The 21,808-nt window shown below is 66.5% G+C and carries 18 protein-coding genes; 9 read left to right on the top strand and 9 right to left on the bottom strand.

Annotated elements, in window-relative coordinates:
• Positions 1 to 16 precede the first annotated feature (16 nt).
• Positions 17 to 1,471, bottom strand: coding sequence for a MocR-like pyridoxine biosynthesis transcription factor PdxR (gene pdxR, locus AC3A4T_RS19550; protein WP_487676907.1), 1,455 nt, complete (start codon positions 1,469 to 1,471; stop codon positions 17 to 19).
• Positions 1,472 to 1,559: 88 nt separating this feature from the next.
• On the opposite strand from pdxR, the gene AC3A4T_RS19545 reads away from it, so the two are divergent.
• The 3 genes from AC3A4T_RS19545 to AC3A4T_RS19535 all read left to right on the top strand — a co-directional run bounded on the left by AC3A4T_RS19545 (position 1,560) and on the right by AC3A4T_RS19535 (position 3,927).
• A complete protein-coding gene (locus AC3A4T_RS19545) occupies positions 1,560 to 2,255 on the top strand; it encodes a glutathione binding-like protein (RefSeq protein ID WP_487676906.1) in 696 nt (231 codons plus the stop codon).
• A gap of 260 nt (positions 2,256 to 2,515) precedes the next feature.
• The gene (locus tag AC3A4T_RS19540; RefSeq protein ID WP_487676905.1) at positions 2,516 to 3,319 is read left to right on the top strand and encodes an MBL fold metallo-hydrolase; all 804 of its coding nucleotides are present in this window, start codon (positions 2,516 to 2,518) and stop codon (positions 3,317 to 3,319) included.
• Positions 3,320 to 3,453: 134 nt separating this feature from the next.
• Positions 3,454 to 3,927: a cupin domain-containing protein gene (locus AC3A4T_RS19535; protein WP_056106923.1), complete on the top strand. Its 474-nt coding sequence runs from the start codon at positions 3,454 to 3,456 to the stop codon at positions 3,925 to 3,927.
• A gap of 86 nt (positions 3,928 to 4,013) precedes the next feature.
• Here the strand turns inward: AC3A4T_RS19535 and AC3A4T_RS19530 are convergent, their stop codons facing one another.
• The 5 genes from AC3A4T_RS19530 to AC3A4T_RS19510 all read right to left on the bottom strand — a co-directional run bounded on the left by AC3A4T_RS19530 (position 4,014) and on the right by AC3A4T_RS19510 (position 6,628).
• On the bottom strand, positions 4,014 to 4,256 hold the full coding sequence (locus AC3A4T_RS19530; RefSeq protein ID WP_487676904.1) for a hypothetical protein: 243 nt from the start codon (positions 4,254 to 4,256) through the stop codon (positions 4,014 to 4,016).
• Positions 4,257 to 4,514: 258 nt separating this feature from the next.
• On the bottom strand, positions 4,515 to 4,862 hold the full coding sequence (locus AC3A4T_RS19525) for an ArsR/SmtB family transcription factor (RefSeq protein WP_487676903.1): 348 nt from the start codon (positions 4,860 to 4,862) through the stop codon (positions 4,515 to 4,517).
• On the bottom strand, positions 4,852 to 5,310 hold the full coding sequence (locus tag AC3A4T_RS19520; protein ID WP_487676902.1) for an SRPBCC family protein: 459 nt from the start codon (positions 5,308 to 5,310) through the stop codon (positions 4,852 to 4,854). The genes AC3A4T_RS19525 and AC3A4T_RS19520 overlap by 11 nt, the downstream gene beginning before the upstream one ends.
• 286 nt (positions 5,311 to 5,596) lie before the next feature.
• Positions 5,597 to 6,031 carry a hypothetical protein gene (locus AC3A4T_RS19515; RefSeq protein ID WP_487676901.1) on the bottom strand — a complete coding sequence of 145 codons (435 nt, stop codon included), beginning with the start codon at positions 6,029 to 6,031 and terminating at the stop codon, positions 5,597 to 5,599.
• An 84-nt stretch (positions 6,032 to 6,115) separates the two neighbouring features.
• Positions 6,116 to 6,628: a hypothetical protein gene (locus AC3A4T_RS19510; protein ID WP_487676900.1), complete on the bottom strand. Its 513-nt coding sequence runs from the start codon at positions 6,626 to 6,628 to the stop codon at positions 6,116 to 6,118.
• 763 nt (positions 6,629 to 7,391) lie between these two features.
• On the opposite strand from AC3A4T_RS19510, the gene AC3A4T_RS19505 reads away from it, so the two are divergent.
• From AC3A4T_RS19505 to AC3A4T_RS19495, 3 genes are all read left to right on the top strand, one after another.
• On the top strand, positions 7,392 to 8,090 hold the full coding sequence (locus AC3A4T_RS19505; RefSeq protein ID WP_487676899.1) for a response regulator: 699 nt from the start codon (positions 7,392 to 7,394) through the stop codon (positions 8,088 to 8,090).
• Complete coding sequence (locus AC3A4T_RS19500) at positions 8,091 to 9,455, top strand: ATP-binding protein (protein WP_487676898.1); 1,365 nt, start codon at positions 8,091 to 8,093, stop codon at positions 9,453 to 9,455.
• 90 nt (positions 9,456 to 9,545) lie between these two features.
• On the top strand, positions 9,546 to 10,037 hold the full coding sequence (locus AC3A4T_RS19495) for a hypothetical protein (RefSeq protein WP_487676897.1): 492 nt from the start codon (positions 9,546 to 9,548) through the stop codon (positions 10,035 to 10,037).
• Between the two features lie 59 nt (positions 10,038 to 10,096).
• Here the strand turns inward: AC3A4T_RS19495 and AC3A4T_RS19490 are convergent, their stop codons facing one another.
• On the bottom strand, positions 10,097 to 10,726 hold the full coding sequence (locus AC3A4T_RS19490; protein ID WP_487676896.1) for a TetR/AcrR family transcriptional regulator: 630 nt from the start codon (positions 10,724 to 10,726) through the stop codon (positions 10,097 to 10,099).
• A gap of 887 nt (positions 10,727 to 11,613) precedes the next feature.
• On the opposite strand from AC3A4T_RS19490, the gene AC3A4T_RS19485 reads away from it, so the two are divergent.
• The 3 genes from AC3A4T_RS19485 to AC3A4T_RS19475 all read left to right on the top strand — a co-directional run bounded on the left by AC3A4T_RS19485 (position 11,614) and on the right by AC3A4T_RS19475 (position 18,726).
• Positions 11,614 to 15,621, top strand: coding sequence for an amino acid adenylation domain-containing protein (locus AC3A4T_RS19485; RefSeq protein ID WP_487676895.1), 4,008 nt, complete (start codon positions 11,614 to 11,616; stop codon positions 15,619 to 15,621).
• Between the two features lie 10 nt (positions 15,622 to 15,631).
• Positions 15,632 to 17,047, top strand: coding sequence for a glycosyltransferase (locus AC3A4T_RS19480; protein ID WP_487676894.1), 1,416 nt, complete (start codon positions 15,632 to 15,634; stop codon positions 17,045 to 17,047).
• Between the two features lie 407 nt (positions 17,048 to 17,454).
• On the top strand, positions 17,455 to 18,726 hold the full coding sequence (locus tag AC3A4T_RS19475; RefSeq protein ID WP_487676893.1) for a patatin-like phospholipase family protein: 1,272 nt from the start codon (positions 17,455 to 17,457) through the stop codon (positions 18,724 to 18,726).
• A 379-nt stretch (positions 18,727 to 19,105) separates the two neighbouring features.
• Here the strand turns inward: AC3A4T_RS19475 and AC3A4T_RS19470 are convergent, their stop codons facing one another.
• Together AC3A4T_RS19470 and AC3A4T_RS19465 are read right to left on the bottom strand one after the other, a co-directional pair.
• Complete coding sequence (locus AC3A4T_RS19470) at positions 19,106 to 20,779, bottom strand: phosphoethanolamine transferase (protein WP_487676892.1); 1,674 nt, start codon at positions 20,777 to 20,779, stop codon at positions 19,106 to 19,108.
• Entirely contained in the window at positions 20,776 to 21,492 is a 717-nt protein-coding gene (locus tag AC3A4T_RS19465) for a phosphatase PAP2 family protein (RefSeq protein WP_487677099.1), read from the bottom strand. The genes AC3A4T_RS19470 and AC3A4T_RS19465 overlap by 4 nt, the downstream gene beginning before the upstream one ends.
• Positions 21,493 to 21,808: the final 316 nt, after the last annotated feature.

The raw sequence follows: 21,808 nt of genomic DNA, 5'->3' as shown, positions 1-21,808 counted from the left end.
GCGCCGACCGCGCCGGTTACAACGACTTCAGCGCGCGCCGAACCTTTCGCAACGCCACGCCGATCTCATCGGCATCGATCACCCCATAACCGAAGGTGATGGCCGGCCGCGGCAACGGCGCGATCGCGTAGTCGTCGATCGTCTGCGCGCCCGGCAACAGCGGCAGCGCGCGCGCCATGATCGCCGGCGCGAGCGCCGGGTCGCGGATGCGCGCGGCCAGATGCAGGCCGGCCTCGCACGGAATCGGCTGCATCCACGGGTCCAGTTCGTCGCGCAATCCCGCCAGCAAGGCCTCGCGCCGCTCGCCGTAGATCGCGCGCATGCGCCGCACATGCCGGGCCAGATGGCCGTCGCGAATGAACGCGGCGAGCACCGACTGGGTGACGGTGTCGCAATGCGAATCGGCGCAATGCTTGACCGTGATCAAGGCATCGCGCGCCCACGCCGGGGCGACGATGAAACCCTTGCGCAGCGCCGGGAACAGGCTTTTGGAAAAGGTGCCGACGTAGAACACCAACGCATCGCGGTCCAGCGTCTGCAAGGCATCCAGCGGCCGCCCGCCGAAGCGGAACTCGCCGTCGTAATCGTCTTCGATCACGATCGCGTTGCGCCTTCGCGCGAAGTCGAGCAGCGCGCGCCGTCGCGACAGCGACAAGGCCACCCCGGTCGGTGACTGATGCGACGGGGTCACGCTGATCACCCGCACGTCCTCGGGCAACTGCTCCACGCACAGGCCTTCGTCGTCGACCGGCATCGACACCAGCCGCGCGCCGGCCGCGGCGAACGCGGCGCGCACCGGCGGATAACCGGGCTCCTCGACCGCGACGTTCGTGACACCCGGCGTCACCAGCACACGCGCGAGCAGATCGAACGCCTGCTGCGCGCCCGAGATCACGATCACATCCTCGGCCACGCACGCCACCGCGCGCGCGAACGCGACGTGCTGGGCGATGGCCTCCCGCAAGGGCGCGATGCCTTCCGACGGCGGATAGCTGAAACCGGTCTTCGACCACGCGCGCAACGATTGCGCCGACAGGCGCCGCCATACGTCATGCGGGAAATGGCGATGATCGGGAATGCCGAGGCGGAAGCAGCGCTCGGGCAGGTGACGCGGCGGTTCGGGGCGCAAAAACGGCGTGCGCCACAACGGATTGAGCCGCGGGTCTTCGATGCCGGCAGCCAGCGACTGCGGGCCGCGCCGGTCGCGCCGTCCGGCGACGTCGGCGACCACCGCCTTGGCGCCGGCGCGTGGGGTCGCGTAGCCCTCGGCGATCAACAGGTCGTACGCGGTCACCACGGTGTTGCGGGCGATCCCCAGCGCGCTGGCGACCTGGCGCGTGGCCGGCAGCGCCGAGCCCGCGCTCAGGCGGCCGTCGAGGATCGCCGCGCGCAGTTGCTGGTGCAGCGCCTGGGTCAGGCTGCCCTGGCCGCGCTCCGGCAGGGCCAGCGGAAACTGGAAAACTGGTTCCATGGAATCTATCCAATCTGGACCAACCATGGCACCAGCTTACCCCTAAGCTGACCCCATGAAAGCGGCCCCTGCCGCGCGGAGCGCCCCCATGATCGACCTGTATTTCGCCGCCACGCCCAACGGCCTGAAGCTGCGCCTGTACCTGGAAGAGACCGGCCTGGCCCACCGCGTGGTGCCGGTCAAGCTGTCGGCCGGCGACCAGTTCCAGACGGAATTTATGGCGATTTCGCCGAACAACAAGATCCCGGCGATCGTCGACCACGCGCCCGTCGACGGCGGCGAGCCGCTGGCGGTGTTCGAATCCGGCGCGATCTTGCTCTACCTCGCGCGCAAGACCGGCCTGCTGTGGCCGCGCGAAGAGCGCGCGCAACTGCAGGCCACCCAATGGCTGTTCTGGCAGATGGCCGGACTCGGGCCGATGGCCGGCCAGGCCGGGCACTTCCGCGCCCACGCGCCCGAAGCGGTGCCGTATGCGATCGAGCGCTACACCCGCGAAGTGAAGCGTTTGTTCGGTGTACTCGACCGGCAGTTGCAGGGACGCGACTTCATCGCCGGCGACACCTATTCGATCGCCGACGTCGCCTGTTATCCGTGGATCGTGCCGCATGCCGGCCTGGGCCAGACGCTCGCCGACACACCGAATCTGCAGGCCTGGTTCGAACGGATTCGCGCGCGACCGGCGACGCAGCGCGCGTATCAGGGTGTCGAAGACCCTTATGCGAAAGCAGCGAATTTCACCGACGAGGAGCGCAAGGTTTTGTTCGGTCAAGGCGCGAAGACGTAAGCGGCCATCGCAGCGCAAGCGGTGATGCGGCTCGCACATCAGCGCCGTCGTGTCGCATGAATAACGCCGCTGGCCGCCATCGCCCACCAAGACCGCAACTCCGCTTCATCTGGCAACACCGACAAGTCACTGGATCCCCGCGTTCGCGGGGATGACGGAATCGGGAAAAACGAATCGCACTCAAGACGGCCAACGCCGTCACGGCAGCGCTTTTCCCGCTCGAACCCCAAACCCACATCGCCACCTCGACGAGGCCCGCCATGCATCCGATCTGCGAAACCTGCGGCACCCAGTTCGCCGAATCCTCCGCGCCGCCCGAGCACTGCCCGATCTGCGAAGACGAACGCCAGTACGTCGGCTGGAACGGCCAGCGCTGGACCACCCGTGAAGCGATGGCGCAGCGCTACAGTCTGCGTTTCGAAGACGATGCCGGCGTGCTCGGCATCGGCCTGAGCCCGGACTTCGCCATCAACCAGCGCGCGGTCTATCTGCAGACCGACGCCGGCAACATCCTGTGGGAATGCCTGACCCTGGTCACCGAGGAGGCCGTCGCCGAACTGAAGGCGCGCGGCGGCGTCGATCTGATCGCGATCTCGCACCCGCACTTCTACGCCTCGATGGTCGAATGGAGCCAGGCGCTCGGCGGCGTGCCGATCTACCTGCACGAGGCCGACCGCGAATGGGTGCAGCGCGACTCGCCGCTGATCCGCTACTGGAGCGGCGACGAACTGGCGCTGTCGCCCGACGTCACCCTGATCCGCTGCGGCGGCCATTTCACCGGCAGCACCGCCCTGCACTGGCGGCGCGGCGGCGAACGCGGCGATGCGTTGTTTCCCGGCGACGCGCTGCAGGTCGTGTCCGACCGTCGCCACGTGACCTTCATGTACAGCTACCCGAACTACATCCCGATGAAGCCGAGCGACGTGCATGCGATGCAAGAGCGCGTGTCGCACTACGACTTCGAGGACGTGTACGGGTACACCTGGGGCCGCAACATCATCGGCGGCGGGCGCGATGCGGTGGATGCTTCGTTCGAGCGTTATTACGCTGCGATTTCGGCTTAAGCAGCGTTGCGTGATCGGAGTACGCGCGAGCGATGCCGGCGTAGGCGAGTGGTTTGCGCTCGTTGAACGCCGCGTCGGCTCTCGGAGTTCTTCGGTCCCTTCTTGATGTTCGACCTTTCAATGGAGCTGTTGCCATGACGCTTGGTCCCGACACCCTGCATCAATACCTGCCGGCGCGCATCAGCACCAGCGCCGATCTTCCGTGGATTCCCTCGGCCACGCGCGGCAAGTACGCCAAGCCGCTGCGCTTCTTCGCCGAGGACCGCGGCTTCGTCGAACTGCTGCGCATGGACCCCGGCGTGACCATGCCGCTGCACCGGCATACCGGCGAGATCCACGCCTACAACCTCAGCGGCACCCGCCAGCTGTGCACCGGCGAACTGATCGGCCCGGGCGATTACGTGTTCGAACCGTCCGGCAACGTCGACTGGTGGAAGATCGTCGGCAACGAACCGATGATCGCGCTGGTGGTGGTGATGGGCACGGTCGAATTCCTCGGCCCGGGCGGCAGCGTTCGCGCGCGCGCCAACGCCACGACCCAACGCGCGGAGTACGAGCAGTACTGCCGCGAGCATCGGCGGGCGATATTGGACCTGACCGATCGCTGAAACATGGCTAGTTTCGGCCGCATGCGCGATACCGGCCACCTTGCGTGCCCGAAGTCCAGACCCTCGCCACACTGGCGATCGCCGCATCAATCCTGCCCGTGATCTTTCGCGGCCTTCATGTACCCGATCAGTTCCTGTATGGACTCGATCAAGCCCACAAACGCGAAAATCACCGTCGGCGCGAACCAGACCGTGAATCGGGTGGACGACGTGGCACCGTGATCGATAACCGGCCACAAGAAATACAAACCGAGCCCTATCAAGGCCCCGCCGGCGAGGCCGATCAAGGGATAAATGGCCATCAACAACAATAAGGTCTTCTTGTTCATCGATTGGACCAAAAAAGGACTATTGGCCACGCAGGTGCCCACTCACCTGCTCGTGGCATGCCCAGGGTCATGTATCTGCGGTCGATAAAGCTGAAGGTAATCGACGGCGGCCCCAAAGCAAAGGACGAACTCGTGGACGCCCGACATTAGAAAGCAACGAGACGCAAGGTACGGGCTGGATGGCTCGGTCCGCGCCACTGGATCGGCCTGACTGGGTCGATTCCCTCCACCCGCGAGCGCCGCATGTGCCGCGGACGCTCAGCCCTCGACGAACGCCTGCAACCGCAACAACGCCTGCTCCCACTGACCGGCGATACTCTCCAGCGACCGTCGCGCCTCATCGATCTGCGACGGTTCGAACTCCCACAAGCGCTCGCGTCCGACCTTCAGATCGCGCGCCAGCCCGGCTTCGGCCAAGACCTGCAAATGCTTGGTCACCGCCTGCCGGGTGATCTGCGTGGTCGCGGTCAACTGCGCGATCGAAAATGCACCGCCCGCGCACAAGGCCACCACCAAGCGCAGCCGCGTTTCGTCGCCGAGCGCGCCGAACACCCGCGCCGACTTGCGCAGCGCGGGCGCTTTCAACGCCGCCGGCTTAGCTGACATAGCGTTCGATGTTCCCGATCTGCTCGTCCCACCCGCCGGAATTCATCCGGAACGCTTCTTCGCGGCGCGCCACCGGCACCTTGTCGAAACCGGACTCGACCGTGCGCAACAGCGTGCCGCCCTCGACTTCCTCAAGCATGAACTCGACCAGGGTAGGCTCCTCCGTGGAGTAATCGACCGCCGGATCGACCGCATACGGATGCCAGTTGAACGAGAACAGCCGCTGCGGCTGCAACTCGCGCACCGTCACCTGCATCAGCAGATGCTCGAAACCCGGATAGGTGATTTTCCCCTCGGTGACTTCCCCGGGCACAAAGCGTTGGCCCTCGAACTTCACGCCGAACCACTGGCCGAAGGACTCGGCGTCGGTCAGCGCGTGCCAGACCTTGGCGCGCGGGGCCTTGAGCAGGATCTGGCGTTCGATGCGATCGGTGGATGATACGTTCATGACAGGCAACCTCCTGGGTGCATTTGGTAGCGGCATGCTGCCACAGCCTAAATGCAACCGTCAAGTTGCTTGTCGATGTTCGCCGTGGCGCCCGAGTTTCGGTCGGCACAGGACTGCCGAGAATGATCGGAAAGGCCCACGACCGCCAAGATCACCTCGGTTGCCAGGTTCATGAAGTCTGTAACGCAGGCATGAGCGAGCTCGAGCGCGCACGCTGGAGCCCGTGGGCGATTCAGACGACGAGCAGACACGAAGCCTGGCCCCGTCTCCATCGACGCATCCGATTTCAATCCACGGCGATGGTTCTGGATACGCCGAACCTCACCCCGCTCAACCGCACCGACCGCGCGACCGTCCTGAGCTCCTCGGGAAGCTCGTTGCAGCGAATCGGAGCGGCGGGCACCGCCATCAATTCATAAGCATCGAGGTGTCCGGAACCTCGGCTTATGTCGGTCCAGTCGTACACATACAAACCCCTGCTGGCCAACTCGATGTAAGAGTCCGGTCGCGGCACCTTGACCAGCATCTCGACGCCTTGACGATCTCTGACGCCCATGTCCAGAACCCTGGGTTCGACCTCGATGACAGGGAAGAACTCGCCGTTCAACGCCGCACTCGCGATCGGTCCTTCACCCGCGGTAATGAATATGCCGACATTGCCCTCATCGTCGGATGCAATCCAGCCAAAATCCTTGGCGTGCGGATACGCTTGCTGATTCATATCGCTCCTTGCCTGTGAATCATTCGCCGGGTCATGACCTTGCAGGAAAAACCGGCCGTGTCGGGACCGAACCCGCGCGAACGCTCAGAACGGCCACTTCCTGCCGACAATTTCATCGATCGACCGGAACTGCTTGTGATCGCATTGACTGAAGTGTTCCACACAATCGTAGCCGCGGGTATGCGTGGGCCCTAGCGTAGGCCGCAGTTCTTCGCCGAGTTGGGCGACGGTCATGCGCAGATCATTGGCCTCCACGCCTATGCGCGCCTGCCCGTCGTCGAGATAGCGAGCGATCTTGCGCAACGCATCGTTCGCCAGCGGATACAACGAAGCACTGACGAGCGGATCGCGCCGGAACCGATTCATCAGCTTCAGCCGCACCAGCCGCGGCACTGAACTGAGCCGATCGTTCGCGTCCAGGCGGATGCCGCTCCAGAAAAAATCGCACACCACACGCGGTATCGCGCTGTGCTCGCGCAGATAGTTTGTCAACACGCGACGTGGATGGCCGGCGGCCCGATGCAGGGACAGATCGACCTGCAGCAGGTAGGCGCCCAGACCGATGGCAACCAGGCGATCGACTTTCTGGTGCTTCATGCAAACCATCTCCTTGGCCACCAGGCATTACGCATAAAGAATCGGATCCAAGCGCCTGGAAAATTCTTCACTGCCAGATCCCCTCCATGGCCTAGCCCCCCCGGATCGGTTGATGCATCGAGCGCGCGCCGCTTCGGCTAATTAGCATGCCCGCCGCGAACGCAGCAAGCGTGGGCGGGAACCCTTGGCGAGCGGGTATCGAACAGCATTCAGTCGTCGGGCCAAAATAATCCGCAACGAACACCAGCCTAGTCTCGCTGCGCACGCCCGATCGATGAAGGCGACGATTCCATCCGCGAGCGCGTCGACACCATCGCCCGTCGACCGTGCGAACGCCGGAACGCGGATCGCCCCCACGACGCTCGCATGACGTTTGTCATCGATCGCCACTGCGCCGCGCCTCAGCGCCGGCATCCCGTCAATGCGAGCGTCACGCCGCATACAATGCGCGGGTCGCCACGCGCGATGCGGATTCGCACGCGCACTCGTCGATCCAGGCTTGCAACCTATCAGCCGCTCGCGGCATCACCACTATCAACGCCCCCGCCAGACCGATACTGGATGCCCCCATCGCCGCGTCACCGATACGATGGACAGTCGCCCGGCTCGTCCCCTCGACGCATCGTCCGCCGCCTGCATGCGCGCGTTCGTCAGGCCAGGCGCATGCCGAACGATCGCGACGTGTGCGCCGGATGCGCTTGTTCGTTTTGCCCCGGCCGACCGCGGCGGCCGGGGCTGCCCCGCCGGCTCGCATGAGGTGGCCATGAACAAAGTGCTGCTGATCGAGGACGACGCCCGCCTGGCCGGGTTGATCTCCGAATACCTGCAACGTTACGACTTTCGAACCTCGGTGGTGCTGCGCGGCGATCAGGCGCTGACCGCGATCGAGACCGATCCGCCCGACGTGATCGTGCTCGATCTGATGTTGCCCGGCATGGACGGCTTCGATGTCTGCCGCCAGATCCGCAAGCAGTCGGACTTGCCGATCGTGATGCTGACCGCGCGCGCGGATCTGTTCGATCAGGTGACCGGGCTGGAAGTCGGCGCCGACGATTACGTGCTCAAGCCGGTTGAACCGCGCCTGCTGTTGGCGCGGCTGCGCGCGATCCTGCGTCGTAGTCAGGCGCAGCCGCAGGCCGCGATGCCGTCGCTGTTGAGCTACGGCGGGTTGCAGATCGATATGAGCGCGCGCCAGGTGTATTGGCGCGGCGAGGAAGTCGACCTGAAGACCGCCGACTACAACCTGTTCGTGATCCTGGCCCAGGCCGCCGGCCGCGTGCTCAGCCGCGACGAACTGCTGCGGCGCTGGCGCGGCATCGGCTTCGACGGGGTCGATCGCACCGTCGATGTCAGCATCTCGCGGCTGCGCCGGCACTTCGCCGACGACGCGCACGAGCCGCGCAAGATCAAGACGGTGTGGGGACGCGGCTACTTGTTCAGCCCGATCGCCTGGGAGGACTGAATGCTGCAGATGCTGGTGCGGCTGTACCTGACCGTGGCCGGCTTGCTGCTGTGCTCGTTCCTGTTGGTGCAGCAGGTGTTTCCGTATGTGTTCCCGGACCAGTACGGCGAATCGGCGCGGCAGGAATTCGTCGGCGAACTGGCCTTGCTGCGCGAACGTCTGGCCGGCGCCAGCGGCGAGGAACTGCGCGCCCGCGTCGCCGCGCTCAACCGCGTCACCGCCGACCGTTATCGACTGTTGCCGGTGTCGGGCCTGAGTGCATTGTCGGCGCAGGTGCGCGACGACCTGCGCCGGTCCGACACCGCCAGCGACCACGGTAACAACGATCACCATCACGTCTACCTGCGCCTGCACGGCGGCGAGGTGATCCAGATCGGCTACGACGAAGGCGATTTCCCGATCCGCTACATCGCCTACTTCACCGTGTTCACGATGGTGCTGCTGGGGCTGATGATCTGGCTGCAGCCGCACTGGCGCGACCTGGAGCGCCTGCGCGACGCGGCCGCGCGCTTCGGCGACGGCGACCTGAGCGCGCGCGCGCGATTGCGCGGCGGTTCCTCGATCCGCCATCTATGCATGTATTTCAACAACATGGCCGATCAGATCGGCCGGCTGATCCAGTCGCAGCGCGACATGGTCAATGCCGCCTCGCACGAGTTGCGCACGCCGATCATGCGGCTGGAGTTCGGCCTGGCCAATCTGGCCGACACCGTCGACGACCGGGTCGCACGCGCCCGCGTGCATGCGCTGCGTTGCGACGTCGAAGAACTCGATCTGCTGGTCGGCGAGCTGCTGACCCTGGGCATGATGGAACGCAATGGCCCGCTGCCGACCCTGGAGCATGTCGACGTGGGCGCGCTGTTGCGCGCGTCTACCGGGGTCTCGGCCGAGGAACTGCGGATTCGCGCGACCACGATCGAATGGGCGATCGCGCCGGGGCTTGAGCAGATCGCGGTGGAGCCGCGCAGCCTGGCCCGCGCGTTCTCCAATCTGATGCGCAATGCGCTGCGCTATGCCGACAGCACCATCCGGGTCAGCGCCGAAGGCGACGGCGCGGCCTGGCGGCTGATCGTCGAGGACGACGGCGTCGGCATTCCGGCCGAGGACCGACACCGGGTGTTCGAACCGTTCTATCGCCTGGACCGCAGCCGCGACCGCGCCACCGGCGGCTTCGGCCTGGGCCTGAGCATCGTGCGCCAGGTGATCGAGCGCCACGGCGGCGAGATCCAGGTCGACGGCTCGAGCCTGGGCGGCGCGCGTTTCGTCGCGCGCCTGCCGCGACATCAGCCGGGACCGTGGGCGGGCCGCAACCGGGGCGAGGGCGAGGATCTGGACGAGCTGGAGCATTCTTTCCATATTCAGTGACCCTTTTTTGCCGCAAGCGGCGTTATTTCGTTACGCAAGCTCCCTTTACCGCCCTACCGGCTTCCAGGATGGAATCCCAAGGACATCTCAATGCATATGGATATGAATGCGTTCCGCGACGACACCCGCCACGACGGCGGCGCCACCGAGTTGCTGTTCGACGACGTCGAGTCGCAGGTGCTGGACCTGGCCAATCAGGCGATCGGCTACCTCGCCAGCGAACAACCCCGCCAGGCCGCCCAGCACTGGGCACGCGCCATCGCCCTGGCCGACGCGGGCCTGCCCGGCGACGAAATCCGCTTCTGGTTGCGCAGCGGCGTGGCCGAGGCTTATTTCCAGTTGGGCAACGACGCGGCCTGCATCCACGCCGCGCGCGAGGCGCGGGCCTGGTGCCTTCAGCAGCAGGCGCCGTTGGCGACTCTGCTGCTGGGTCAGGCCTTGCTGCGCAGCGGCCAGGTCGATGCGGCGCTGGACGCGCTGCGCGAGGCACGCTCGCTGATCGGCGCCGGTTTCTTCGAAGCGCTGGACCCGTCCTTGCGCGATAGCATCGCCGAATTGCTCGCGCAGACCCGCGCGGCCTGAGCGGCGCGCGTCGCCTCAACAGCAACCGGCGAACGCCAAGATGCGCTACGCGACGCGGTTCAGAACCGCGTCCACCACTGCACCGAGCGTTCGAAATAGCCGATCAAGGTCTGGCTGAGGCGCTGCCGGTCGGCCGGTTCGCCGCTGGCGATCACCCGGTCGACCGCGCTGTGCATCGCGGTGAAGAAGATCACCGCGGTCAGGCGCGGGTCCGGCGCGACCCACACCCGCGCGGCGATCCCGCCTTCGAGCAGTTCGACCAGCCGCTCGATCACCGGGTTTTCCTGCCAGGCCTGGCGGTCGTGGCTGCGCTGGTCGTGAAAGACCACGTCGTGCAAGGCGACGTGATCCAGGTAACCGTCGACGCCGGTGCGCACGAAGGTACGCAGGCGCGCGCTCCAGTCGCCCGGCGGGCAACGCGCCATCGCTTCATCGAGGTGCGCGCAGTAATCGCTGACGAAGCGATCCTGCATGGCCTGCAGCAACTGCTCGCGGGTGGCGTAGTGCCCGCGCGCCGCGCGCGCCGGCAGGCCGGCGGCCGCGGCGATGTCGGCCAGGCCGACGCGCTCGACCCCGCGTTCGATGAACAAACGCTCAGCCGCATCCATCAACGCGATCGCGGCGGCGGGCGACGTGGGCGATGCGGGCGGCGGCGAAACGGCGAGCGCGGACGACCGGAACGTCGTCATCGGGACATCCATCAAATGAGAATGGTTCTCATCATAGTCGATTTGTCAATTCTGTGCCGGGCCGGTCCAGTCCGGTCCGCCCGACACCATCATGTGGCTAAGCATCCGCGCTGCGAATCGTCGATCGATAACGGTCCAATTTTCCCGCGACGATAAATTTTCACCGTTGCTCACCGGCGTTTGCGACGGCGATCGATATTCGCATGAGACAAATCCGTTCGCGCGCGCGCAAACCGATCGGCGTTCGCCGGAAACAAATCCGAAATCATCACAACCATTGCGTGAACTCCAACGCGCTTGCGAGCGCGCGAGGAAACACGCGGTTTTTCAGGGAAAAACGCGACGCACAACGGGTTGTCCGGATTATTCGCGACGCAGTCGATCGCTGTATAAAAAGCTTCACATATCCGTCTTGTGATCCGGCTCTCACCGCACGCTTCGTAAATACTCGACTTGTGATCCGGCTCTCACCGATCTCGATGGACACGGCCTGAGCGCTCGGGGATATTGATTCCGCAGGTGGCGAACGGCACTGCCGATGTGTCACTTGCGAATCAACCGCTTTGGAAGCGAGCCGCTTTTTTCGCACGCCGCGCTCTGAAGATGCATCGCCTCCTTAAGCACGCGCCACGCAGGACCGTCAGCACACCAATAACAACTCTAGGCCCACCGTTCGCGCGCAAGCGCGCTGGATGCATACGGACAGGGTCATGCCCAAGCGCGCTGCGCTCAGGCCATGGCGGTATTTGAATCGCGACACATGGAGAGGGGGCCACTCGTAGGAACGAGGCGGCCGCAGGCTCGCGCGCGTCGAACACACGCGCCGTCGGACAACGTCCGCCGGCCGTCGGCGGCGTGCGGCCCCACGGTCGCTCAAAGGAAGCGCAATGAACGAACTCCATACCCCCGGCCTGCCCCTCACCACCGCCCAGCGCGGCTTGTGGGTCGGGCACAAACTCGCTTCGGTCGAAGCCACGTTGAACATCGCCGAAGCGGTGGAGATCCACGGTCCGATCGAACCGGCCCTGTTCCTGCGCGCGCTGCGTCAATTCACCCAGGAGGCCGAGGCCACCCGGGTGCGCATCGTCGAGCAAGGCGGACTGCCTTATCAGATCGTGCGCGAGCACTACGAATTCGATTTCCCCTACTTCGACGTCAGCCAGGACGCCGACCCGCGCGCCGCGGCCGAGCGCTGGATGCAGGCGGAAATCATCAAGCCGGTCGATCTGGTCCACGATCCGCTGTGGGTCGGCGCGCTGTTCAAATTCGCCGACGACCTGTTCTGCTGGTATCAGCGCGCGCACCACACCGTGTACGACGGCTTCAGCGGCGGCATGGCCGCCAAGCGCATCAACGAACTGTATTGCGCTTACCTCGACGGCCGCGAGCCCGAGCCCAACGACTACGGCACGCTGGCTTCGCTGGTCGAGGCCGAGGCCGCCTATCGCCAGTCCGAGCGCTGCCGCCGCGATCGCGAGTACTGGCTGGAACAACTCGCCGACCTGCCCGAAGCGGTGACGCTCGCGCGTCGACGCGTGCGCAACAACGGCGGCCTGCGCCGGGTCAGCGGGCATGTGCCGGAGCATGCGCGCGAGCGCCTGTCGCAGATCGCGCGCGACTGCGGGGTCAGCCTGCCGCAGGTGCTGATCGCGCTGATCGCGGCGTATTACCACCGCGCCAGCGGCGCCAATGACCTGGTGTTCGGCATGCCGGTGACCGGGCGCGTCAATCACGCGCTGCGCAACACCCCGGGCATGGTCGCCAACGTGGTCGCGATCCGTCTGGCGATGCGTCCGGACATGGGCATGAGCGAGTTGTTCGGACAGGTCTCGCGCGTGGTCAAGTCGGCGCTGCGCCATCAGCAGTACCGCTACGAAGACCTGCGCCGCGACCTGGGTCTGGTCAACACCGACCAGCACATGGCCTGGCTCGGCATCAACATCGAACCTTACGACTACGGCAGCTTCGGCGGCCACCGCGCCAGCGGCCGCAACCTGCACAACGGCACCGCCGAAGACCTGACCGTGTTCGTGTTCGATCGCCTCGACGGCAACGGGCTGAGCTTCGATTTCGACGCCAATCCGACCCTGTACCCGGCAGCCGAACTCGACCAACACCTGCGCCGGTTGATGCGCCTGATCGACGCGGTGCTGGACAATCCCGATGCGACCCTCGGCGCGATCGACATTCTCGGTCAGGACGAACGCGAACGCCTGCTGCTGGGCTGGAACGACACCGACGCGCCGTTGCCGGAAGCCACCGCGCTGGCGCAGTTCCAGCAGCAGGCCGAGCGCACGCCCGACGCGGTCGCGGTGATCAGCGGCGACACCAGCCTGAGCTATCGCGAACTCGACGAAGGCAGCACGCGCCTGGCCCAGCGCCTGATCGCGCGGGGCGTGCAGCCCGGCGCGATCGTCGCGATCGCGCTACCGCGCGACGAGATCCTGATCGCCGCGTTGCTGGCGGTGTGGAAGGCCGGCGCGGCCTACCTGCCGCTGGATCCGGAAGCGCCGATCGAACGCATCGCCATGACCCTGGACGATGCCGCGCCGAGCCTGCTGCTGACCACGGCGAATTACGCCGACGCGTTCGGCGCGCACGGCGTGCCGCTGTTGTTCGCGCACGAACAGGACGAACGCTACGACGCCGACGCGGCGACGCCGCTGCCGCATGCGCACGCCGATGCCGACGCGTACCTGATCTACACCTCCGGCTCGACTGGGCGGCCCAAGGGCGTGCGCGTGAGCCAGGGCAACCTGAGCAACTTCCTGCTCGCGACCCAGCGCCTGTTCGCGCCGACCTCGGCCGACCGCTTCCTGGCCCAGACCACGGTCGCGTTCGACATCGCCTGCTTCGAGCTGTTCCTGCCGCTCAGCGTCGGCGCGCGGATCGTGCTGACCACCGCCGAGGTGATCCGCAATCCGCTCGCGCTCGGCCGTCTGATCGCCGAGCACGCGCTCAACTTCGTCCAGGCCACGCCGTCGCTGTGGCGCATGCTGCTGGCCAATCCCGACGTGCGCCTGGACGGCGTGCACGCCTTGTCGACCGGCGAAGCCTTGCCGCCGGAACTGGCCCAGCGTTTGATCGCCGCGGCCGCGCGCGTCACCAATCTGTACGGCCCGACCGAAACCACGGTGTGGGCGAGCGCGATCGAACTGAGCGCGCTCGACGTCGCCGACGGCGCCGCGCCGCCGATCGGCCGGCCGCTGCTCAACACCCGCGCCTATGTGCTCGATTCGCAGTGGCAGCCGGTGCCGACCGGCAGCGTCGGCGAGCTGTACATCGGCGGCGCCTGCGTGGCCCAGGGCTATCTCAATCGCGACGATCTGACCGCCGAGCGCTTCCTCGCCGATCCGTTCGCCGCCGACGGCGCGCGCATGTACCGCACCGGCGACCTGGCACGCTGGCGCGACGACGGGGTGATCGAATACCTCGGCCGCGCCGACCAGCAGGTCAAGATCCGCGGTCATCGGGTCGAACTGGGCGAGATCGAAACCCTGCTCGGCGCCGACGATAGCGTCGCCGAGGCCGCGGTCGCGCTGCACACCGACGCGGCCGGCCACGCCCTGCTCGCCGCGTACGTGGTGCCGACGCCCGGCGCGCGGCTCGACAGCGACGCGCTGCGCCGCCGTCTGGCGTTGAAACTGCCCGACTACATGGTGCCGAGCGTGTACACCGAACTGGCCGCGTTGCCGCTGAGCGCGAGCGGCAAGCTCGACCGCAAAGCGCTGGCGCCGCCCGAACGCAGCCGCAGCGCGCGCTACGTGGCGCCGCGCAGCGAGACCGAGCACAAGCTGGCGCTGATCTGGCAGCAGATCTTCGGCCTGGACCAGGTCGGTATCCACGACAACTTCTTCGAACTCGGCGGCGATTCGCTCAGCGCCGCGGAACTGGTCGCGGCGTTCCCGCGCCACTTCGGCAGCGAGTTGTCGCTGGGCGCCTTGTTCGAAGGCTCCACCATCGCCGGGCTGGCCGCGCATCTGGAACGCAACGGCGGCGAGAACGATCCGCTCGCCGGCCTGCTGTCGCTGCGTCCGTCCGAACGCGACCGGCCGCTGTTCTGCATCCACCCGGTCACCGGCTTCAGCTGGTCGTACGCCGGCATGCTGCGCCATCTCGACGATATGCCGGTGTACGCCTTGCAGTCGCGCGGATTGCGCGGCGGCGGCGCCCTGCCCGGCAGCATCGAGGAAATCGCCGCCGACTACATCGCGCAGATGCGCAAGGTGCAGCCGTACGGGCCGTACCGTTTGCTCGGCTGGTCGCTGGGCGGCCTCATCTGCCACGCCATCGCCGCGCAGTTGCAGGCCAACGGCGAGCGGGTCGAGTTGCTGGCGATGATGGATTCGTACCCCTTCGTCGCCGACAACGCCGATGCCAGCGAAGCGCAGCAGGCGCAGGCAGTGCTCAAGTTCCTCGGCTTCCACCAGCGCGCGCGCGAAAACCCACCGCAGGACATGCGCGGGCTGGCCGATCTGCTGTGTCAGGAATACGAGGTGTTCTCGATTCCCTTGGTGCAGGAAATCATGAAGGCCGATGCGCGGTTGATCGAGAACGTCGCCGCGGTGACCCGCAATAACCTGATGCTGGCGCGGCGCTACCGGCCCAGCGCGATCGACGCCGACGTGGTGTTCTTCAATGCGCGACTGAAGGAACACGTCGACCTCGACGGCCTGCTGCACTACCACCCCAAGGCCTGGCAGCCCTTCGTCGGCGGACGCATCGATGTGCACGACATCGACTGCCATCACCAGAGCATGCTCGAGCCGCGCGCCGCCGCGCACATCGCGCGCCTGCTGCGCGAACGCCTGCAACCGCCGCAGGCCGAGCCGCAACGGCTGGAATCGCCCGTGCCGACGGCCGCCGCGCCGCGCGCCATCGCCGCTTACTCGTAAGGAGACGCACGTGTCCGCACCGACCTTAGCCATGCCCGCCGCCGGCCCGGCCGCCAACGATCACAGCGTCGACGGCCCGGTCCAGCCCGGCGCGATCGTGATCTTCACCGTCGGCACCCAGGGCGACGCGCGCCCGTGCATCGGCCTGGGCCAGGCGCTGCATCGCGCCGGTTATCCGGTGCGCATCGTCACCAGCGACAACTTCGCTGCGCTGGTGCGCGAGGCCGGGCTGGAGTTCTGCGCGATCAGCGCCGACTTCAGCGATCTGTTGACCAACAATCCCGAGACCGTCGACAAGGCGCTCAATCCCTGGTTCCTGGTCAAGCACACGCGGGCCAAATTCGCCGAGTGGGCGGCGACCTGGGCCAAGGAAGCGCGCCCTGCGTGCAAGGGCGCGGCGCTGTTGATCGGCAGCGGCATCGTCACCCAGCTCGCCAAGGCGCTGGGCGAAGCCGAGAACGTGCCGTTCCTGCAAGCGCATCTGCAACCGTTCACGCCGTCGCGCAAACTCTCGCCGCTGTCGTTCTGGTCCAAGCGCGAGTTTCCCGGCTGGGCCAACATGGCGCTGTTCTCGGTGATGAAGCTGCTGGCCTGGTACACGCTGAAACCGGCGGTCAACGGCGCGATCCGTCCGCAGCTCAAGCTGCCGCTATATCCGTGGTACGGGCCGTACTTCGACAAAGACCCCGAGCGCATGCGGGTGTTGTACGGCTACAGCCGGCACATCCTGCCGCGTCCCGACGACTGGCCCGAACAGGTCTGCGTCACCGGCAGCTGGTTCCTCGATCAGGCCGGCGAATGGCAGCCGCCGCAATCGCTGACCGACTTCCTGGCCGAAGGCGAGAAACCGATCTACATCGGCTTCGGCAGCATGCTGGCCAACAACGCCGAAGCCTTCACCGACATCGTGGTCGACGCGGTGCGTCTGAGCGGCCGTCGAGCGGTGCTGGCGACCGGCTGGGGCGGCCTGCGTCGCGAACCGGGGCGCATGGACGATCAGATCTACGTGATCGAAGCCGCGCCGCACGACTGGCTGTTCCCGCGCATGGCGATGGCGATGCATCACGGCGGCGCCGGCACCACGGTGGCAGCCGCGCGCGCCGGCATTCCGTCGGTGTTCGTGCCGTTCTTCGGCGATCAACCGTTCTGGGCGCGGCGCATGAACGAACTGGGCGTGGCGCCGCCGGCGCTGGATCGGCGCACGGTCGACGCGCAGCAGATGGCGCAGGCGATCGCGCAGGCGCTGGAACCGCAACGCGTCGACGCCGCGCACGCACTGGGCGAAAAAATCCGCGCCGAGAACGGCAACGCGACCGCGGTGCGAACCTTGGGGGAGTGGGGCCTGCTGCCGCCGTTGCGCGGCGGCCACGAGGCGGCGACGCCGGCCACCGCGCCAACCAGCGAACCGCTGGTGCAGGTGGCCTGAGCGAACGCGCCGGCCCGGGCGTGAGCGCTGCGGCCTCTCTCATGGCGTGAGCGAGGCCGCAGCGCGGCGAGCACAACGCGTTACCCGCCATGCCCTCTGCAGGAGCGGCGCGAGCCGCGACCGGGAAACTTGGCTGACGTCGTCACTTCATTGCCGCGGTCGCGGCTTGTGACCGAAGGAAATCCAGCAGGACGCCGCTCCTACAGGGAGCATCGCGGCGACTGCATGACCTTGCAGCCGTTGAGCCCCTCTCCCGCTTGCGGCGACCGTAGGAAGTGCAGAGCTGAGAGGGGTTGGGGTGAGGGACAGTGCGCTTCGAAATCGCAGCCTCAGCGACACCCCTATCGGACAATAACCGGCTGCCAGCGCGGTCCCCCGCCGCGCCGCAAACCGCGAGGGCGTCCGCGATGAAAAGCACCGATGTCGAACTCGAACGCCTGCGCATCCGCCGCGAGGCGCTGCGCGCCGAACTGGCCGCCGACACCCGCCGCGCGAGCGAACGCGAAGGCCGCGCGCTGTGCCTGTCCGGCGGTGGTTACCGCGCCGCGCTGTTCCACCTGGGCTCGCTGCTGCGGCTGCACGAAACCGGCCTGCTGGCCGGCACCACCTTATTCAGTTCGGTCTCCGGCGGCAGCATCGTCTCGGCCTGGCTGGCCTGCCGTTACCTCGACACGCGCACCTCCCGCGACGAATCCTTCGCCGCCTGGAGCGACCGCATCGATTTCCGCGCGACCGTGGTCGAACCGTTCCGCGCCGTGGCCGCGCGCGACCTGCGCACCTGGCCGGTGCTGGCCACCCTCGCTCACAACTGGCTCATGCCCTCGCACCGCATCGCCCTGCTCGAACGCGGCTATATCCACGCGCTCGGCGAACGCACGCTCGACGATCTGCCGGATGCGCCGGCGTTCGTGTTCTGCGCGACCGACCTGACCTTCGGCGTGAACTGGGAATTCTCGCGCCGCCGGGTCGGCGACTACCTCGCCGGCTATCTGCGCGACGGCGCACAGCGCACGCGCCTGAGTTGCGCGGTCGCCGCCTCGTCGTCGTTCCCGCCGGTGTTCGGCCCGGTGCGCTTCGCCGCCGCGCCCGGCGGCTACCAGCGCGGCAATTACCAAGGCGACGACGCGCCGTTGCTGCGCGCGCGCATCGAGCTCAGCGACGGCGGCGTGTACGACAACCTGGCCACCGAACCGAGTCTGCGCCGCTACCGCGAAGTGCTGGTATCCGACGCGGGCGGCCCGTTCGTATTCGAAACCAAGCGCTGGTGGCTGCAAACGCTGATGCGCTACACCCAGGTGATGAGCAATCAGGCCGAAGCGCTGCGCAAGCGCCTGTTCTTCGGCCAGGCCGGAAGCGGTGCGATGATCGGCGTGTACTGGGGCTTGACCGGTGGCCGCGACGAAGGCGCCGACGGTTACAGCCCGGCGCTGGTGCGCGAGGTGATCGGGCGGATCCGCACCGATCTGGATCGCTTCCTCGATCCGGAGTTCGAAGTGCTGGTCAATCACGGTTATTTCGCCTGCGTCGATGCGTTGTGGCGGCAGGACGATTGGATCTCGCCGAATACGCAGGCCGCGACGTGGCCGTATCCGCAACGCGCCAATGAGAGCGAGGTGCGGCGATGGTTGCGTTATAGCCATCGGCGCGTGTTGCATCGGCGCTGGTGGGGCGCGACTTGATTCAATTGGCGGGTGCGGTGATGCGGTAAGTCGCTGCCTCGGGCCTAAGCGCTTTTAGTCGTCATTCGTGGGAAAACAGGTTTCGCTTTACTTCGGTGAAGTTGAATATCCTGCGACTTCAAGCGCTCTCGCACGAAAGGCACTGGATATTCGGCTTCGCCGAAGTAAAGCGAAGCCCGCTTTCGCGGGAATGACGGACTGGAGAGATGAAGCTGAAAGCATGGGATATTCGGCTTCGCCGAAGTGGAGCTGAGCCCGCCTTTGCGGGAATGGTGGACCGGCGGGATAGCGCTGAAGGCTCTAGATATTCGGCTTCGCCGGAGTAGATAAGAGCCCGCCTTCGCGGAAGCAACGAGCAAAAGATATTGCGAACCGGCTCTTACCTCTTCGCCACAATCTTGCCATCGCACGGCGCGAACAAATCCAGCCGCTTCTGATACACGCCGGTCTCCACCTGCATCAAGCCCAGCACCGAGTGGAACAGGTTGTCCTGGCTCGCCGGCTTGGCCGCTTCCTCGCGCAGGCAGCGCAGGTCCAGGCCGCGCGCGGCGCTGAAGCCCGGCGAGAACCACATCACCATCGGCACCCGGGTCTGGGTCTTGGGCGCGATCGCGTACGGCACGCCGTGCAGGTACAAACCGTTCTCGCCCAGCGACTCGCCGTGATCGGACAGGTAGATCATCGCGGTATCGCGCGTACTGTCCTGGGCCAGGTAACGGATCGTGCGCGCCAGGAATTCGTCGGTGGCCAGCACCGCGTTGTCGTAGGCGTTGACGATCTGCTGCTGGCTGCACTGGCCCAGCTCGCTGGTTTCGCAGGTCGGGGTGTAACGGCGCAGGCGCTGCGGATAACGCAGGTAATAGCTCGGGCCATGATTACCGAGCTGGTGCAGGATCACCACCGCGTCGCCGGGCTTGGCGTCAATGCGCTCGCGCAGGCCCTGCAGCATGACTTCGTCGAAGCAGCCTTCGGTGGTGCAGAACTTGGGATCGGTGCCGTGTTCGAACGATTCGAACGCCAGGTCCTTGCACACGTTCTTGCAACCGGTCTGGTTGTCGCGCCACAGAGTCTGGATACCGGCGTACTCGAGCACGTTGAGCAACGACTCCGAGCCCTGGATTCGATCCTTGTTGTAATTCTCGCGTCCGTACGGCGAGAACATGCACGGCACCGACACCTCGGTGCTGCTGCCGCACGCGGTCATGTCGGGGAAATTGATCGGTGCGATCCGCGCCAGTTCCGGCGTGGTCTGGCGCGCGTAGCCGTTCAAGCCCCAGTTCTGCGCGCGCACGGTTTCGCCGACCACGATCACCAACAGGCGCGGCTTGCTGCCCACCGGCCGCGCGGCGACGCGCGCATCAGTGCCGATCGGCGTGCGTCCGCGCACTCGCGAGGCCGAGTCGTCCAACACGACCCGGGTCAGCGAGACCAGGTAATTGGCCGGCGTCACCAGATGACGGATTTCCTTGTGATTGCGCAGCAGCGAGGAAATGTCCTGGTAGGAGCCCAGCAAGGCCAGTGCGGCGATCACCAGCGAGGCGAGCAGCAAGCCCACCCGGACCAGCACCGCGCGGCCCAGCGCGCGTGTCTTCAGCCGCACCCGCCACAGCAGCGACGCGGGCAGCAGGCCGTACAGCAGTACCGAAAACAGCATGCCACCGGTGATCAGCTCGCGCGATTCCTTGGTATCGGACTGCAGCACGTTGCGGATCATGCCGGTGTCCATGTAGACGCCGTAGTTGCTCATGAAATAGGCCGCGCCCGCGCTGACCAGCAGCAACACCGTCAGCAGCGGCTTCAATGTCCATCGATTGAGCAACAGGCCCAGCAGCAGGAAGGTGATCGCCACCACCGCCACGAACACGCATACCGCGACCCAGGCGCCGTGCGCGCCGCTCAATACGCCGGTCGCCGCGGTCGCGCGCCAGAACGCGCTGTTGGCGCATAGCGCGAAGTAGACGCTGGCCATCAGAACCAGCGCGTCGACGCCGAATTCGGGCCGGTACGCGAACCACGCCGGCCAACGCAGCTGGGTGCGTGCAATCACGTTCATCGCGCGGCGCCTCCCGACAACGGCAGCGCATCACGCGCGGCTATCGGCGCCTCGCGCGGGACCATCGCCAGATACAGCGCAAGCGCGACGAACCAGCTGATCGCCAGGGTCCACACGTCGTGCGAAAGAAAATGCGCGCCGCGCAACTGCTGGGCGAAACCGAACAGCAGGCCTAGCCCCAGACCGGTCGCGAGCCCGGCCCAGCGCAGGCGCGGCCGCAGCATCATGAAAAAGAAGTACAAGGCGACCCAGGCATAGCCCGCGCTGGCGTGGCCGGCGGGGAAGCACACACCGCGCGCGAGCGCGGCCGGTCGCGCGTCGAACAGACCGAAGAACTCGCGATCGCCGCCGTAGCGGCTCAGGTCCCAGGGGCAGTCCATGTTGGTCAGCGACTTGAGCCCCGACGCCAGCACGATCGCGATCAGTGTCGACAGCAGCAGATAGGCCAGCGGCCGGCGCCAGTGCGCCAACGCCGGACGGCTGCGGGCGAACAGCCACAGCGCGAACACGCCGATCCACGCGGCGGTGCTGGCGTCGCGGCCGAAGCGATGGATCACGTGCTCGGTCAGGAACGCGTTCTGCAGGCTCCAGTGCCCGCCCTGCCAGGCGTAGAAGCGATCGGCGAGCCAGAAGTCGCCGCCCAGGCCCATGCTCAGCAACGACAGCGCCAGCCACGCCAGCAGCGGCCACAGCGCATGCCGCAGCAGGAACATGCGGGGCGACGGCACGGACGACAGCACATGGGACGACGGCACATAGGACGACGGCTGCGGCGCGAAGCCGGGCAAGGCAGGCGAAGCGGCCACCGTCGGGCGGGGCCAGGAAGCGGAACGGTTCATCGACGGCAGCGGGCTCGAAGGCGATCAGGGAACCGGTGCAACACACGGACGTCGTGGAACCGGGTGCGGCGATGATCGAAACGGTGCTGTCGGAGCGCGGTCGGAGCGGAGTTGCGGCTTCGTTAAAAGCACTTGGCACGTGGAAAGGATGTGGCTGATCGTTCAGCCTTGGGCGGCGATCGCACCCACT

Source organism: Lysobacter sp. Soil_N_51, assembly GCF_057655755.1.
The sequence above is the reverse complement of the archived record's forward strand: the minus strand, read 5'-3'. Positions and strand labels throughout refer to the sequence as shown.

What these genes read in the sequence shown, in the direction of transcription:
- AC3A4T_RS19475 (WP_487676893.1), top strand. Translation starts at nt 17,455, where the DNA reads ATGAAAAGCACCGATGTCGAACTCGAACGCCTGCGCATCCGCCGCGAG.
- AC3A4T_RS19530 (WP_487676904.1), bottom strand. Translation starts at nt 4,256, where the DNA reads ATGAACAAGAAGACCTTATTGTTGTTGATGGCCATTTATCCCTTGATC.
- AC3A4T_RS19495 (WP_487676897.1), top strand. Translation starts at nt 9,546, where the DNA reads ATGCATATGGATATGAATGCGTTCCGCGACGACACCCGCCACGACGGC.
- AC3A4T_RS19535 (WP_056106923.1), top strand. Translation starts at nt 3,454, where the DNA reads ATGACGCTTGGTCCCGACACCCTGCATCAATACCTGCCGGCGCGCATC.
- AC3A4T_RS19515 (WP_487676901.1), bottom strand. Translation starts at nt 6,031, where the DNA reads ATGAATCAGCAAGCGTATCCGCACGCCAAGGATTTTGGCTGGATTGCA.
- AC3A4T_RS19470 (WP_487676892.1), bottom strand. Translation starts at nt 20,779, where the DNA reads ATGAACGTGATTGCACGCACCCAGCTGCGTTGGCCGGCGTGGTTCGCG.
- AC3A4T_RS19540 (WP_487676905.1), top strand. Translation starts at nt 2,516, where the DNA reads ATGCATCCGATCTGCGAAACCTGCGGCACCCAGTTCGCCGAATCCTCC.
- AC3A4T_RS19545 (WP_487676906.1), top strand. Translation starts at nt 1,560, where the DNA reads ATGATCGACCTGTATTTCGCCGCCACGCCCAACGGCCTGAAGCTGCGC.
- AC3A4T_RS19510 (WP_487676900.1), bottom strand. Translation starts at nt 6,628, where the DNA reads ATGAAGCACCAGAAAGTCGATCGCCTGGTTGCCATCGGTCTGGGCGCC.
- AC3A4T_RS19500 (WP_487676898.1), top strand. Translation starts at nt 8,091, where the DNA reads ATGCTGCAGATGCTGGTGCGGCTGTACCTGACCGTGGCCGGCTTGCTG.
- AC3A4T_RS19505 (WP_487676899.1), top strand. Translation starts at nt 7,392, where the DNA reads ATGAACAAAGTGCTGCTGATCGAGGACGACGCCCGCCTGGCCGGGTTG.
- AC3A4T_RS19485 (WP_487676895.1), top strand. Translation starts at nt 11,614, where the DNA reads ATGAACGAACTCCATACCCCCGGCCTGCCCCTCACCACCGCCCAGCGC.
- AC3A4T_RS19490 (WP_487676896.1), bottom strand. Translation starts at nt 10,726, where the DNA reads ATGACGACGTTCCGGTCGTCCGCGCTCGCCGTTTCGCCGCCGCCCGCA.
- pdxR (WP_487676907.1), bottom strand. Translation starts at nt 1,471, where the DNA reads ATGGAACCAGTTTTCCAGTTTCCGCTGGCCCTGCCGGAGCGCGGCCAG.
- AC3A4T_RS19520 (WP_487676902.1), bottom strand. Translation starts at nt 5,310, where the DNA reads ATGAACGTATCATCCACCGATCGCATCGAACGCCAGATCCTGCTCAAG.
- AC3A4T_RS19525 (WP_487676903.1), bottom strand. Translation starts at nt 4,862, where the DNA reads ATGTCAGCTAAGCCGGCGGCGTTGAAAGCGCCCGCGCTGCGCAAGTCG.
- AC3A4T_RS19465 (WP_487677099.1), bottom strand. Translation starts at nt 21,492, where the DNA reads ATGTTCCTGCTGCGGCATGCGCTGTGGCCGCTGCTGGCGTGGCTGGCG.